Below are 15,093 nucleotides of genomic sequence, written 5' to 3'. Positions count from 1 at the left end.
TTGAAAACCGTTGTACTGCGAGGTACCCGGGGTTCGAATCCCTGTCTCTCCGCTGGAAAGATAAATAAAAGCCTACAAATCACTGATTTGTAGGCTTTTTTGTTGCATATGATTCTCTTTTAAAAGATGTCTGTCATAAAGTGCATGCCATAAACTGCATATATTCCCGTTTAGCTTGATTCAATACTTCTTCGTCAATGCAAGCGTCGTGCCGGAAATATGAATGTTGCGGGTAACTCCCTTTTTTCTTTATTGTTCTATCCCAATTTCCTACGACTTGCCCGTCATGAACAATTACGGGGTAGAATAAACCATTATTTGTGAATGCTTTGGAGTAATATTCTTTGGGCAGAACGTCCGTGCGGTCTTTGTATCCGATCAGATATTCATCATACGGAGGAAGAAGGAACAGGCTTCCGGATGTTTTTCCACGGGTGCGGCAAGTGTTATGGATATACCAGGTTTGATTTTTCCATTGTTCTGAAGTCATTTCGGACTCTATCAGATAGATGGCTTGCCGGGCTTCTGTTATTGGGAGACCAGACCACCAGATGAAATCCTGCAAAGTGGCGGGGGCATGGCTGCGAAAATAGCTTCTTGCCAGGCGTGCCAAAGCTTCATCCTTTGTAGGATCGGGCATCGGTGGAACCCGTTCTTCCAGGAGTGCATAGGTGTGTAGTCTGCCTCTACATTCCCCGCTACATAAAATGCCCTCTGTCTCTGCACGTGCCATGAACCGGGTTATGTGGTAATTGGTAGCGGGAAGTCCTGAATGTTCGAATTGCTCGGTAATCTCCTGCTTTGTCATACTTTTCTTCCCGCAAAGGATATTCTCCAGCAGGCGGTTACTTTTAGTGAAGGTATCTTCTGTTATTTCCAATTCGTGCCCTTTGGCAAATGAATCGTTGGCCGATTTAATACGTTGGGCGGACAGTTTCAGCATCCAGCGAATGTCTTCTGCCGCTACAAGATGCCATGTGGGACGCATCACATGAATTCTTAGAATTTCTCCCTGATGCAGAGCTTTCTCTACCATCTGGAGAGAAGGTGACTTCAAACGCATTCCTACAGCCCATTTGACCATCGTATAGTCTTGTGCCTGTATAGCTCCCATCCAGGATACTAAGTCTTTGGGCTGACGAAACTGTGGAGCCGATAATTGTTGGTTCAGTAGGCGGATGTTGGGGACTTTCATATTGATAATATCGTTTTTGGGGTTAATTTCACAAAGATAGAAAAAAGAAGGAATCTTGTATAGGTTGTATGTGAAATCATGGAATATATTTATGAATAGAAATACCGGATAAAGTGGCAGAACTGTAATCTTTAAATAAAGTTGGTTTGAAATTTTGTTATTCCGAAAACTTCCTCTATCTTCGCGCTCCGAAAAAGGAGAGATGCTCGAGTGGTTGAAGAGGCACGCCTGGAAAGCGTGTATACCCCTAAAGGGTATCCGGGGTTCGAATCCCCGTCTCTCCGCAATAATAAGAAAGTCTCACAAATCATTGAATTTGTGAGACTTTTATGTTTTTTTGTCTTTCCAATACCTTTCTTTTGTGTGGAAAATAATTGGTAGCGATAAATAACAAGTTAGGTTTTCATGAAAAGTAAAAGAGGATGCATTCGCTTGAGCGATATGCACCCTCTTTTTCAATTGGTCAGTTTAGGTTTATTTCTTATTGTTTAATTCTACTGTATAAGTACGTTTCCCATCATAAATACTATTGACGAGTATTTTCAATCCCTTTTTTCCTTCCAGTTGGCCGGCTATTTCATCCAGTCTGAATGATGCTACTCCCCAGGATATTTCACGCTGCTCGTCGTTAAAGGCATTGTGGCGGAACTCCAGGTTTATGTAACCATCTTCCGGAGCTGGTGCTTCGGATGTTTTGTTAATCACCAGATTCAGCATATGTTTTTTATCCGGATTATTACTGTGATAGAATTGGTGCTCGATGTTCAGAAATTTTCCTGCAATCCATAGATTACCAACATTGATACGGTCATTGCCAATACTATCGGCGGTTTCTTCGGTGAGTGGAATGATGTCTTTCGTCAGTATATTCTGGAGCTGTATGAGTTTTACGTTATACTCATACCCCGGTTTGTCTTCTTCCAACGGAAGAAACTGAACAAAGACACGCTGTCCGTCCACCAGTTCGTAATTATGGATATAGGTTGTGTCACTGGGATACATCTTATCACCGTCATCCAGATTAAAAAAGTATTCTCTGCCTTCAATTATCTCCAGAGTACCGATAGCGAGAAGGGAATCGGGGTAATTGCTGTCACTACTATCCAGACAAGACTGTAATATTGGCATCGTTAAAACTGCAAGCATAGCTGCTACCAAATAAAATCTCAACTTTTTCATCAATTGTGTGGTTTTGGTGTTAATCTAAAAACTATGTATTTAAAAAATGCGAGAGTCCGGAAAATACTGCACAAGTGACTGTTAAAGAAACAAAAGAGCTATTTTCTTGCCTGCTCCGTGCAGTATTTTTATCTTTGCAGCATTTATAGGGTAAACGCGTGTCAAAAGAAGGAATGGAAGAACAGGAACTGGCAGAACGGTGCAGGCAAGGAGACAATCTTGCCAGAAAGGAGCTGTACGAGCACTATGCAGGGCGGATGCTCAGCATATGCCTCCGTTATACGGGCGACCGTGAAACGGCAGAAGACTTGATGCACGATGGTTTTCTGAAACTCTTCAATTCTTTTGATAAATTCACTTGGCGGGGTGATGGTTCCTTGCGGGCGTGGATGGAGCGTGTTATAGTGAATACGGCATTGCAATACTTGCGCAAGAATGATGTAATAAACCAGTCGGAGGCGTTGGACAACATACCCGAGACGTATGAGGACCCTGATGCTTCGACAGTGGAAACTATTCCTCAGAAGGTGCTGATGCAGTTTATCAGTGAGCTACCTGTCGGTTATCGCACCGTATTCAACTTATATATATTTGAAGAGAAGTCTCATAGGGAGATAGCCCAAATGCTGGGTATTAATGAGAAGTCATCAGCTTCGCAACTGACACGTGCCAAGGCTACTTTGGCTACGAAGGTGAGGGAGTGGATGAGAAACAATGTTTAAAGGAAAGGAACGTATGATGAAAGATGATGAATTGTGGTTGAAAAAGATAAAGGAGCGGTTGGATGACTATTCTGAACCGTTGCCCGATGCTGGCTGGGAACGGCTGGAGAAGGCCTTGCCAACCTCTCCGTCCATGTCGGTCGGGACGAAAAAGAATATTCTATTCCGGCGTTGGGCGATGACGGCTGCGGCAGTCGCGCTGGTGGCGGTGTCATCGGTTAGCTTGTGGCTAATGCAGAGTCCGGTGATGGACGATGTGCGTCGTTCGGCTGAACCGGCTTTAGCGGTAATACCTGATGTTTTGCCGGAACAAGCAAAGCCAGCTATTCAGGGAGAACAACCGAAACCTGTAATCAGACGGGTGGTAGAACAAGAAGGAGCTTCTCATCATCACCCTCTTGTTGCACAACGTTTGGAGACGGAAGGAAACAAAACGGGTAAAGATGTAGGGATGGATATAAATGAGGAACTTCCTGTTTCAGATGGCACGGGGAAGGAGGCAGAAGATACTGTGGCTTCCGGTCAGGTAGCGGAGAGTGCTCCTTCGACACAAGAAAAGGATAACAGGAGAATTTCTCGTCCTTCGGGAAAAGACAAATTGCATTTGCCGGCTGAAAAGAAATCTTCGAAAGGAGAGAAAGGCTGGGCAGTGGGATTGTCTGTTGGAAACACAAGTGGACTTGTTTCACAGGATAATGCCGGAGGTGGTGACATGCAACTCAATTCGGGTCCGATGTTCAGTGATAAACTGGACATGACGAATGTATCCAATGGTGTTCTGAGCATTCCTGTGGGGCAGGAGCTGGTGTTTGCCGGTGGAGTGCCTTATCTGCGGAAGAATACACGTGCAGTTCGTGACGTCAAACATAAGCAACCTATCAGCTTTGGTGTTTCTGTGAGAAAATCATTGCCCAAGAATTTTTCGGTGGAAACCGGAGTGACTTATACGATGCTGGCATCGGAAATAACGTATGAAGGAAATGCGGAGAAGGTAGACCAGAAGTTGCATTATATCGGTATTCCGGTGCGTGCGAACTGGAACTTTATCAATAACAAGAACTTTACAATGTATGTATCTGCCGGTGGAGCCATAGAAAAATGTGTTTACGGCAAGATAGCAAGTGAAAAAGAAACGGTGAAGCCTGTGCAACTTTCGGTAATGGGAGCGGTGGGCGCCCAGTATAATATAAGTAATAGGATAGGTATATATGTGGAACCGGGTGTTTCTTATTTCTTCGATGATGGTTCTGCTGTAGAGACGATACGCAAGGAAAATCCTACTAACTTTACGTTGCAGGCAGGTGTTCGTTTGACATATTAGGAGAAATTGAAAATTGAGAATTGAAAAATAGCTGCGCTATCGTGCTGCATAGTATTTTTCAATTCTCAATTTTTAATTTACTAACACTGTTTCAAAGTATTCCTTGAATAACTTTTCAGCACGTTCCAACTCCGTGGGTGTGTTCTCTTTTACTTCTTTCAGTTTGTATTCCCAGCCCATGGCTTCGTATTTGTGCACGCCCAGACGATGATAGGGGAGTATTTCTATCCGCTGTATGCCTTTATATTTGCCAAAATGTTCACCCAAGTCACGGATGTCTTTTTCAAAATCACTGTACCCCGGCACTAATACATATCTCAACCAGAAAGGACGATTATGTTCTTCCAGCCAGGCAGCTGTTTGCAAGGTTTTTGTATTGTTGCATCCGGTCAGCTTCTTGTGGCGTTCAGGATTGAATTCTTTGATGTCCAGTAATACTAAATCCGTTAGAGCTAAGAGCTCTTCCACTTTTTCATTCCGGATGCCTCCGTTTGTATCCAGACAGATATGAATGCCGTTAGCTTTCAATTCCTTGAATAAAGGAATAAGTGCTTCTGCCTGCAACGTTGGTTCGCCACCGGAAAAAGTGATACCTCCTTTTTTTCCGAAGAATACTTTCTGGCTGATTGCCATTTGCAGGATTTCTTCAGGTGGAGTGGGAGTGCCGCCTTTCACGTCTATCGTATCCGGATTGGCGCAATACAGGCAGCGGAACGGACAGCCTTGCAGGAAAACGACGAGCCGGATACCCGGCCCGTCGAATGTTCCCATACTTTCGTAGGAGTGTACGTTTATCATATTACATTCTTTCGTGGAAGCTACGGCTGATAACCTCCAACTGATGCTCGCGGCTTAACTTCACAAAGTTCACAGCATAGCCGGAAACACGAATTGTGAGTTGCGGATACTTCTCCGGATGTTCCATAGCGTCTTCCAGCATTTCACGGTTCAGTACATTCACGTTCAGGTGGTGTGCACCTTTGGTGAAGTAACCGTCCATCATTGTCACCAGGTTTTCCACACGGTCTTCTGCAGTCGGACCGAGAGATTTCGGAACAATGGAGAATGTATTGCTGATGCCATCCTGCGAGTCACGGTAGCGCAACTTAGCAACAGAGCTCAGCGATGCTATCGCACCGTTCTTATCGCGTCCATGCATTGGGTTCGCACCCGGAGCAAAAGCCACACCTTTGGCACGTCCGTCAGGAGTGGCGCCTGTCTTCTTGCCATACATCACATTAGAGGTGATGGTCAGCAGTGAAAGGGTAGGACGGGCATTCTTGTAAACGGGTAACTTTTTCAGTTCTTCGCTGAAGTAGTATACCAGGTCCACACCGAGGTGATCCACGCGGTCGTCATTATTACCAAAACAGGGGAATGCTCCTTCAATATCGAAACCTTCCGTCAAGCCGATTTCGTTGCGGCGGGCGGTAACCTTTGCGTTCTTAATGGCGGACAGTGAGTCGATGGCAATAGAAAGACCTGCCACACCATAAGCCAGATTAATGCGCGGGTTCGTATCAATAAACGCCATTTGCGCTTTTTCGTAATAATACTTATCGTGCATATAGTGGATGATGTTCATCGCCTCGTTGTAAACGCGGGCGATTTCTGTCAGCACCTTCTTATAGTTTGCCATTACTTCTTCGAACTTCAATACATCACTTGTCAGCACAGGGATACCCTTCACCATAACAGTGCCTGTGTTTTCGCAACGTCCGCCGTTGATGGCAAGCAATAAGGCTTTTGCCAGGTTGGCACGTGCGCCGAAGAACTGAATTTGTTTGCCGATAGCCTGATAAGATACGCAGCATGCGATGCCATAATCATCGCAGTTGCGCACTTCGCGCATCAGATTGTCGTTTTCATATTGGATAGAGCTGGTATCTACAGATACTTTAGCACAAAATTCTTTGAAGCCTTCGGGTAATTCCGGTCCCCACAATATTGTCAGGTTCGGTTCGGGAGAAGGGCCGAGGTTGTAGAGCGTTTGCAGGAAGCGGAAAGAAGTCTTTGTCACTTTCACGCGTCCGTCGTTGAAGCGTCCGCCAATAGCTTCTGTCACCCAGGTTGGGTCGCCGGCAAAGATGTCGTTGTACGACTGCATGCGCAGATGGCGTACCATACGGAGCTTGATTACGAACTGATCAATCAGTTCCTGAGCAAACGTTTCGTTGATGTTTCCGTGTGCCAGATCATACTCAATGAAGATGTCGAGGAAAGAAGAAACGTTACCCAGTGACATGGCTGCGCCGTCTTGTTCTTTCACGGCAGCCAGATAAGCCATATACACCCATTGCACGGCTTCCTGTGAGGATGTTGCCGGACGACTGAGGTCAAGCCCGTAGTATTCGCCCATTACCTTGATTTCTTTCAAAGCCTTGATTTGCTCTGCCACTTCCTCGCGCAGGCGAATGCGGTCGTCTGTCATCGGACCGTTCAGATTGTGCAAGTCTTCTTCTTTTGCTTCGATGAGGCGGTCGATGCCATAGAGGGCCAGACGGCGGTAGTCGCCGATAATGCGTCCGCGGGCATAGTTGTCGGGCAGTCCGGTGAGGAAGCCCAGTGAGCGGAATGAGCGGATTTCTTCGGTATATACGTCGAACACACCGTCGTTGTGCGTCTTGCGGTAGTGTGTGAATATTTCTTTTACTTTATCGTCTATTTCTACACCATTTTCACGGCAAGCCTTCATCACCACGTTGATGCCGCCGAAGGGTTTGATGGCACGTTTCAGTAGTTCATCTGTCTGCAAGCCGACGATAAGTTCGTTCTCCTTATCTATATAACCGGCTTGGTGTGAAGTAATGGTGGATACGGTATGGGGGTCGAGAGAACGAACACCATTGTTGGCTCTTTCTTCTTCAAGTGCTTTCAGGCAAAGTTCCCAGATCTTCTTCGTACGTTCGGTAGGTCCTTGCAGGAAGGAAGCGTCGCCAGTATAGGGCGCGATGTTTCTACTAACGAAATCACTGACATTGATTTCTTTGCTCCAAAGCCCGTCAATAAAGGTTTTGTTCAATTCCATAATATTCATTTTGTTAGTGGGTAAATGTAATGTTATCCTTATTGGGGCTGCAAAATTACGGAAATATTTCCGTAATGGTATGGATATATATGCTTTTTTTATGTTGAACAGCATAAAATAACCATTATTAGGTATGTTGTCGCATTTAAATTTGAACTCAATCTACACAAAGTTTATGCATACTTTTACCTACACGCCTACACTCATGTTCTGTATCCCTTTATTCATCGGCAATAGAGTGGTGGTGGAAGCAAATGAGAATGGAGTGTAGGTAAAGTTGCCTACACTGCTTGTGTAATAGTTTATATCTCTGTATGTAAGTGTTTTATATGCTTTTTCCTGTGTAATTTATCTATTTCAGGATCTTCTTATTTCCCTGTTTATTCTCTAAAAATAATACTCGATATGTTGTATTGTAGCAATATTCTTCATTTGGTAGTCTTTTGTTGCCCATTTCCATCGGTTCGGAATAGGGCTTGCAAATGTAAATTGCCTATGTTTATCGGATTAACTTCGCATGTGCATTCAGTTCATGAACGTTGTTTTTTCTTTAACTACGGATGTGGAGTACGTACTTCACGAATGTAAGTATGTTGCTTTACATCTGTGAAGCATATGCTCCACAGATGTGGTCAAAGTAAAACAATGAGTATTTAAATAAAGAAGAAACTATATAATAGTTAAGAAGATGCTGTGTTTCGGGTAACCGCATTAGGCGTTTCACTCTATTACGGCACGAATTTGAGCTAAAGCTTTACCGCTTCTTTGTTCCTTTTTAGGGTGTAGAAGTGTTTTTTTGTGCGGAAATGTTTGTGATATCAAAAAAGAATAGTAATTTTGCACCGCTTTAAGAGAAAAGCACTTCTTGAAAGAGAGGTTTGGAGAGGTGGCAGAGTGGTCGATTGCGGCGGTCTTGAAAACCGTTGTACTGCGAGGTACCCGGGGTTCGAATCCCTGTCTCTCCGCTGAACTAACCGGACAAAACCGGACAATGAACAGCCAAGTCCCACAAATTCAACGATTTGTGGGACTTTTTTTATCCCCTTATGTCTGCCCTACCGGACATCATTTAGCCCTTAAAAGACAAAGTTAGTAACCTAACTCGTACCCCCCGACAACCGAAAGTCTAAAAGGGGTACACTTAGTCCGAAATTGGCGAACTTCTGTCGCTATTTGGCAAGCCTGTATAAACTTCACTTTGAGTTAATTACCGTAGTTTTGTAACCCAAAAAAGTGAGTTTATGAAGAGTACATTCAACGTTCTTTTCTTTGTGAAAAAAGGACAAGCAAAAAATCAATGGCAGTTACCCTATTTTTGTCCGCATCACAGTGGATGGTGTGGTGTGGTGTGGCAAGCCGTTTTAATACCAAAGTGGACGTTTAACCCAAAGTTTGGGACGGTAAGGCAGGTATTGAGGACTAAGTTTATTGAAATATTCCAATTATCAACATCTATTTTTTCAGAGATAGCGCAATCTATGTCTTTTATAAACTCTTCAAATTTAATTTCATTATTCATGTCATAATGATACTGACCATTGTAGAAGGCTTCGACCGTATAGAAAAGAAGTTGGACCGTATGAACCGCCTGAAAGATTGCCTGGACGGAGATACCCTGCTGGATAATTGTGACCTTGCCAACCTCCTTGGCGTAACCCAGCGTACCCTTGCCCGTTACCGTGAAAAAGGACTTATCCGCTATTATCACATGGATAAGAACGGCAAGAACTACTACCGCAGTTCGGAGATTCAGGAATTCCTGAAACAGCGCGGCAAAAAGAAAGAATGATCCGGATACATTTAGAAACTTCCGCAAACTATTCTTGGTTTAAGGAAGTTATAATAACTTTGCAATCAAATAACTGAAATGAAACAGAATAAGAATCTGTCAGTTGCCGTATTGATAGACGATGACAATGCTTCGCCCGAAAAGATAGAAGACGTTATGAATTTTGTAGCCTGTTATGGAAACGCTGTTGTCAGGCGCATATACGGAGACTGGACCCGAAAACCGCTTTTGGGTTGGAAAGATATTGCAAAAGAATATGGGTTCAGGATGGTACAGGCTTCTTCCTATACTACGGGAAAGAACACGACTGATATAGCACTCGTTATAGAAGCGATGGATATCCTTCATGGCGGTCAAACTGATAGCTTCTGCCTGGTCGCCAGTGACGGCGATTACACTATGCTTGCCCAACGGATCAGGGAAGCCGGGCAGGTAATTCTGGGATACGGTGAAAGCAAAGCTCCCTTAGCTTTGGTCCGTTCATGTTCTGAATTTCTGTTCTCCGATCGGAAAGAGATAAAGGCTTCGGAAAATACCCCGGAGTTCTTCCTCCGTCGGGATCTGGAGTATTTCGATAAGGCTTTTGAGTTGGCTTCAGACAGCAAACCGGAAGTTTCCTTGTCTTTGATCGGAGGAGCATTGAAAAAGCTGATGCCCAAATTCAAGGTGAAAAGGTACGGCTGCAAGACGCTTGGAAAACTGTATGAAAAGCTGGATAAATATGAACTGGTGAAAACAGAGAAAGGTATAGCCAGTGCCGTACGATTGAAACCTTGAACCGGATGGTAGATATATCATAAACAAAACAGCTTCCCATACAGTCCATGAAGACTTGAAAAGGAAGCTGTCTTTGTTTATAGGAGTATAGGAAATCATCATACCGGAATCGGATTAACCCTCAGTGTTTTCAGATTGACGTATGCCCCTCTGTACAGCGTGCTCCCTTCCTTGAACATCGTCCACAATATTTCGCAACCTACTTGTGACAGCATGGAATTGATATACAAATCCTGCTTGTTGAGTGCCTCCGCCAATGAACAGCTCGGTCCTGAATCTTTCTCCTTGATGGTGGAATAGCTGACCTCTTCGGTGATCACATTCATTTGGGGTGTAGGTATATATTCTTTGGAAGTCGGCTGCCTGATTTTATTGCGGATATTGCCTATCAGTACCTGCCCTGTAGTTTGTGCATTTCCAAAATCCATCCAGTATATGGGTGCCTTCTCATTATTGACGTTTATTTTTCTATGGCTTTTAAGGAACTTCCACAAATCAAGCCTTGATCTGATATTATCCATGATATTAGCCAGCTCAGGATTCTCCTTGTCTTCTTTTCTATGCAAGGGATAGTGGTATCCTTCTGCCATCCATGTGTAACCGAAAAACCGGTTGATACGTGTAACGAGTGCGACTGCCTTGTTTTGTCCCAGTTCCGACTCACTGAACAGTTGCCTTCCGATATTCGCTTCGCTGACGGTATCCGGATCGAATACGGTCACGTGCAGTCCCGGATGCCCCAATGCCTGCAATGCCATGCTCATGCGTGCCAGGTTGGTAATGACTTGCGAACCTGTACCTCCCGCACCTGCAATAAAGACCGTAACGGGATGGTACGGCTTGAGCAGATAATTGTCTGTATAATGGATTCTTTTCATGATAAGATGTCTTTTAAATGTTTGCCGGTTGATTCGAGTTCGTCGTAATCAAAGGGATGGTTACGTGCATTTTCAGTCACTGAAACCAGATTGCCGCGTGTAGGGTTCCTGCTTCCTCCCAGATGAGGATGTAATAAGGGGATTTACCCGTGCTTATCCGCCCCACACCAACTCTTCATAGTATAAAAAAACAAAAAGGTTTATTTATAAATGCTACAGGCAGAAACATTTTTGTACTACTTTTGCAGTGCAAACCATATTTATCACAGAATAGAGAAAACAGAAAAGAAGATGAACAGCCTTTGCCGTAGTATAGCTTTTATATGTGTATTATTCATCACCGGCCTTACCGGTTTCCATATCCATGCCGAAAACACACCTCTGCCTGATAGCATCCTTACCCGGAAATATATATCGCAGATCAGTGTCACCGAACCTGAGCGTGCGTTGGCACTGATAGACGAAATGGAGCAACGGAAGTTGCAGCCGCAGTTCCGTCTGGACCACATGCGCAGCGTTGTCTACCAAAACGGAATGAGCATGTACCGCCTTGCCTTGAAGTACGCCATGAAAGCCTATCGCAATGACTCCATACGCCGGCATCCCGACGAAGCCCTGATGCTGCTCGAACTGATAACCGACCAGTACAACGGCACGGGAAACTATACGGAAAGCACCCGCTATGCCCTCGAAGGCATCGAGCTTGCCCGGCAGACGGGCGACCGCATTGCGGAAGCCAACCTGTTGCTCTATCTGGGAATGAACAAGCGGGACATGGGGCTGAAAGACGAAGCGGACGAGTACGTGGAGCAGGCCTTGCAGATGCAGGAAGAGATGACCGAAGGCTGCCAAAGGTGGAAGCCGGTGGACGACCTCATCTATATCTACGGCGTAAAGCTCACCTTTGCGATGTATGACGGGAAGTATTCCGAAGCCATCGCCTTGTTGCCGCGGTATGAAAAACTGATGGAGCAATTCAAAAACTGTCCCGACATCCCCGAAGGTATGTACGACATGCGGCTGGCATGCGGCTATGTCACATACGCCCGTATCTTCCTTGCCGACGGGCAACCGGAGAAAGGCGCGGAGTTCTATCGTAAATTCGAACAGACGGACTATGCCCATACCGATGACGGGAAACAGATGCGTTTTGATTATCTCGTGGGTGTGAAACGTTATCCGGAAGTACTCCGGTTCATCCATGCCGACAAGGAACGCTGGAAAGAGCAGGGCGATACCATCAATTATTTCTATCTGGAGCGTATTCTTAATTTTGAGGCACAGGCATACGAGGGACTGGGTAACCAAGATGCCGCTGCACAGACCTACAAACAGATGTATATCCTCTCGGACAGCCTTCGCCTGCGCGAAAAGCAGAACGGAGTGCTGGAACTCGCCACTATTTATGAAACCGCAGAGAAAGAGGCGCAACTGACGCAACAAGCCGCCAAACTACGGGAAAACCGGATGATACTGCTATTTGCCGTTTGCATCATCGGCCTGCTCGGTGTGCTGATGTGGCGCATCATCCGCCATGCCCGTACCATCCGGATAAAGAACAAGTCGATGTCAGCCCGGATAGACGACTTGCTGAACTATAAGGACGAACTCTACCGCCGCAAAGATGAGAACCTGATATTGACAGAACGGTTGCAGACAGCGGAAGACGAGCTGCAAAAGTGGAAGTCGGCAGTGAATGTTTTATCGACGGAGAAGGAAGTGCAAAGTGATACCGAACTACCTGACACCGAACAACCGGACGCTGAACAACCGGACGCTGATACATCCGAAGACAATCCAAACAACGAAACCATTCCGAACGGTCAGTCATTATTCGACCGTGCGGAACGTGAAATTATCAGCCGGAAGCTCTTCCTGCAACCCGACTTTTCGAGGGCAGATCTGATGAAGCTGGTACGCATCCCCAAGAACAAATTCGCACTGCTTTTCAAGCAATATGCCGGCATAGGTTTCTCTCAATACATCAATAATCTCCGGATGGACTACGCCGCCCGAATGCTTAAAGAGCATCCCGACTATGCGATAGATGCCATAGCCAAAGAATGTGGTATTCCGAATAAGGCGACTTTTTATCGCCTTTTCCTCGAACAATTCGGCATGACGCCCTCAGAATACCGTTCAGGAAACAAACGCACTGAAAATGAATGATATACATCAAGAAAAGGGAGTTTTCGAGACAGCAAAAGTGACTAAATGAGACTACAAGAGTGACTAAATGAGACTACAACCCACCTAAAAACCATTGCCGCCCAACGCTACTTCTATACCTTTGAGCCACGTTAAAAACAAGACACGTGACTCAAATGGAAAAAAGAAGTATAAACATATTTAATAATCCCCATTTGTTCTCCGGAGGAATCTCTCCGGAGAACAAATCCGGTAGATCTACCGGATTTTGTTTGCTATACTTTCTCTTTCTGATTTGTTCTCCTACCTTAATATATGCCGCAGAAACGACAGCTACAACTGACTCCACAAGTACCAACCTTCTTTTCTTTACGGTGCTGTTTCTCCTGCTTATTATGTCTTTACTGACGATAATCACTCTTTTCATTTTCCTTTGTCGTTATAAACGTAAGTTACGCCGGAGCCAGGAATATCTGGTGCGTACCATTACCGAGAATCTGGAATTGAGGAAGCTGGTTCCTACATCCCAGCGTCCATACCCGTTCAATCCACCCAATATCACTCCCGAAGAATTTACCAAAATAATAGATACCATGCTGAAAAGAATAATGTTCTTGTCCCTCTTTCTGCTGCTTCTCTTGCCGCTTGCAGCACAGGAAAAAGGGGGTAGCGAATACGTGTTCCGGTTTGTACCGGTGAAAGATATGTTTTATATCCCTTACCGGCAGAACGGAACTGAATTGGAACGGTTGTGCGATACCCTGAGTGTATGCCTGCCACAGTTACGAAGCGGACGGATGTATGTCAATGTCAGCAGTTATGCGGCTTCTCCCACCAGTGACCTATCCGCACAGCGCATGGCCTACCTTCGCAACAATCGTGTGAAAGCGGAACTCATCAGACAGGTGGGAATGACGGAAAAGATGTTCGTCACCGACCGGATTATTCCTCATGGCTACGGCCCGGACGACCTGCGCAATCTTTCCCCGCCAGCGTAGAGAAAGTGGCACAGATAGCGGGCGAAGAAGCTGCCACCCGTGTGCTGGCGTATAACAAAGAAGTATTTGGCGACCCCGAAGCCGAACGGCTGGCTGCCGAGCAAGCAAGGCAGGCCGAGCAGGAACGCCTGACGGCAGAACGTGCCGAACGGGAGCGTCTTGCAGCGGAAAAAGCCAGGCAGGAACAGGAAGAAGCCGAACGACGGGCAGCAGAGCAAACTGCCAAGGAACAAGCGGAAGCCACACGGCTTGCCGCCAAAGCGGAGGAACACAAACATGACAACTCTTTCTCTCTCCGTGCCAATCTGCTGCATTGGGCCACCCTTACCCCCGACCTCGGCATGGAGTGGCGCATCGACCGCAACTGGAGCATTCTTGTAAACGGTGCATGGACTTCATGGTCATGGGACAACAAGAATAGAAGATACGCCCTTTGGGAAGTTGCTCCCGAAGTGCGCTACTATACAGGCAAGGAGAAACGCGGCTATATCGGAGCTATGTATAAAGTCGGCGAGTTCAACTACAAGCTGGGCGATACCGGAAAGCAGGGCGACTATCAGGGCGGCGGCATTACCGGAGGCTATCAACTGAAACTGAACCGTGCGCTTGCACTGGACTTCAATCTCGGCATCGGCTGCCTCCATGCCGACTATGACAAATACGAGGTCATCGACGGCGTGAGGGTGAGACAAGGCAAGGAGAGCAAGAACTGGTGGGGTCCGGTATCAGCCGGAGTGACGCTGATGTGGAAACTATTCTAAATAAAAGGAGATGATATGGAAAAACAAACTGTATATATACGCTTATCAAAAATAATTGCCGCTTGCAAAACGGTTTCATCAGTCTGCACCGTTGCGATTACCTTAGCAATGGTTTTCTCACTTACCGGTTGCGTCAAGGACGAACTGTACGACACGCCGCACCCCGACAAGGGGGCGATTGTGGTGCAGATAGACTGGGGTGATCTGCTGCCGGAAGCCATAGCAGACAGTTATATATTGAATGTGGACGGCTACGAGCAGACCGCAAGCGGAACCACCAATACGGTGGAACGGCTC

Annotated in this window: 11 protein-coding genes, 2 tRNA genes and 4 pseudogenes; 11 read left to right on the top strand and 6 right to left on the bottom strand. The window is 45.8% G+C overall.

Translation table 11 applies throughout. The annotated features are described in order from the left end of the window. Positions 1-133 precede the first annotated feature (133 nt). Positions 134-1,195 (bottom strand): winged helix DNA-binding domain-containing protein, encoded by a 1,062-nt coding sequence (locus tag QZ135_RS22390; protein WP_294614776.1) that lies wholly within the window; start codon positions 1,193-1,195, stop codon positions 134-136. 196 nt (positions 1,196-1,391) lie between these two features. On the opposite strand from QZ135_RS22390, the gene QZ135_RS22385 reads away from it, so the two are divergent. Continuing rightward, positions 1,392-1,479, top strand: a tRNA-Ser gene (locus tag QZ135_RS22385). Positions 1,480-1,669: 190 nt separating this feature from the next. On the opposite strand, the gene QZ135_RS22380 is transcribed toward QZ135_RS22385, so the two are convergent. Next, positions 1,670-2,374 (bottom strand): NigD-like protein, encoded by a 705-nt coding sequence (locus tag QZ135_RS22380; protein WP_294614773.1) that lies wholly within the window; start codon positions 2,372-2,374, stop codon positions 1,670-1,672. A 173-nt stretch (positions 2,375-2,547) separates the two neighbouring features. Between QZ135_RS22380 and QZ135_RS22375 the strand changes: the two genes are divergently transcribed. Continuing rightward, positions 2,548-3,096 (top strand): sigma-70 family RNA polymerase sigma factor, encoded by a 549-nt coding sequence (locus tag QZ135_RS22375; protein ID WP_294614779.1) that lies wholly within the window; start codon positions 2,548-2,550, stop codon positions 3,094-3,096. A 13-nt stretch (positions 3,097-3,109) separates the two neighbouring features. Next, a complete protein-coding gene (locus QZ135_RS22370; RefSeq protein WP_294614771.1) occupies positions 3,110-4,417 on the top strand; it encodes a porin family protein in 1,308 nt (435 codons plus the stop codon). Positions 4,418-4,489: 72 nt separating this feature from the next. Here the strand turns inward: QZ135_RS22370 and pflA are convergent, their stop codons facing one another. Both pflA and pflB read right to left on the bottom strand, forming a co-directional pair. After that, on the bottom strand, positions 4,490-5,215 hold the full coding sequence (pflA, locus tag QZ135_RS22365) for a pyruvate formate-lyase-activating protein (protein WP_294614769.1): 726 nt from the start codon (positions 5,213-5,215) through the stop codon (positions 4,490-4,492). 1 nt (position 5,216) lies between these two features. After that, the gene (gene pflB, locus QZ135_RS22360; RefSeq protein ID WP_294614767.1) at positions 5,217-7,445 is read right to left on the bottom strand and encodes a formate C-acetyltransferase; all 2,229 of its coding nucleotides are present in this window, start codon (positions 7,443-7,445) and stop codon (positions 5,217-5,219) included. An 880-nt stretch (positions 7,446-8,325) separates the two neighbouring features. On the opposite strand from pflB, the gene QZ135_RS22355 reads away from it, so the two are divergent. From QZ135_RS22355 to QZ135_RS22340, 4 genes and pseudogenes are all read left to right on the top strand, one after another. Continuing rightward, positions 8,326-8,410: transfer RNA gene (locus QZ135_RS22355), tRNA-Ser, on the top strand. A gap of 276 nt (positions 8,411-8,686) precedes the next feature. Then, positions 8,687-8,826, top strand: a pseudogene (locus QZ135_RS24995) (site-specific integrase); the annotation flags it as partial. Positions 8,827-8,970: 144 nt separating this feature from the next. Next, on the top strand, positions 8,971-9,234 hold the full coding sequence (locus QZ135_RS22345; RefSeq protein WP_294614761.1) for a helix-turn-helix domain-containing protein: 264 nt from the start codon (positions 8,971-8,973) through the stop codon (positions 9,232-9,234). Positions 9,235-9,312: 78 nt separating this feature from the next. Further along, positions 9,313-10,011 (top strand): NYN domain-containing protein, encoded by a 699-nt coding sequence (locus QZ135_RS22340; RefSeq protein WP_294614759.1) that lies wholly within the window; start codon positions 9,313-9,315, stop codon positions 10,009-10,011. A gap of 98 nt (positions 10,012-10,109) precedes the next feature. On the opposite strand, the gene QZ135_RS22335 is transcribed toward QZ135_RS22340, so the two are convergent. Beyond that, positions 10,110-10,889 carry a PRTRC system ThiF family protein gene (locus tag QZ135_RS22335; protein WP_294614757.1) on the bottom strand — a complete coding sequence of 260 codons (780 nt, stop codon included), beginning with the start codon at positions 10,887-10,889 and terminating at the stop codon, positions 10,110-10,112. Continuing rightward, a pseudogene (locus QZ135_RS22330) lies at positions 10,886-11,014 on the bottom strand (PRTRC system protein B); the annotation flags it as partial. The pseudogene QZ135_RS22330 and the gene QZ135_RS22335, both read right to left, overlap by 4 nt. Positions 11,015-11,180: 166 nt before the next feature. Between QZ135_RS22330 and QZ135_RS22325 the strand changes: the two are divergent. The 4 genes and pseudogenes from QZ135_RS22325 to QZ135_RS22310 all read left to right on the top strand — a co-directional run. After that, positions 11,181-13,058 carry a helix-turn-helix domain-containing protein gene (locus tag QZ135_RS22325; protein WP_294614753.1) on the top strand — a complete coding sequence of 626 codons (1,878 nt, stop codon included), beginning with the start codon at positions 11,181-11,183 and terminating at the stop codon, positions 13,056-13,058. Between the two features lie 155 nt (positions 13,059-13,213). Next, entirely contained in the window at positions 13,214-14,035 is an 822-nt protein-coding gene (locus tag QZ135_RS22320; protein ID WP_294614751.1) for a hypothetical protein, read from the top strand. Between the two features lie 77 nt (positions 14,036-14,112). Further along, positions 14,113-14,796: pseudogene (locus tag QZ135_RS22315) on the top strand (DUF3575 domain-containing protein); the annotation flags it as partial. A gap of 15 nt (positions 14,797-14,811) precedes the next feature. Further along, positions 14,812-15,093, top strand: a pseudogene (locus tag QZ135_RS22310) (hypothetical protein); the annotation flags it as partial.

Source organism: uncultured Bacteroides sp. (assembly GCF_905207245.1).
Classification (GTDB): domain Bacteria; phylum Bacteroidota; class Bacteroidia; order Bacteroidales; family Bacteroidaceae; genus Bacteroides.
This window is presented reverse-complemented; position numbering and strand designations above follow the sequence as displayed.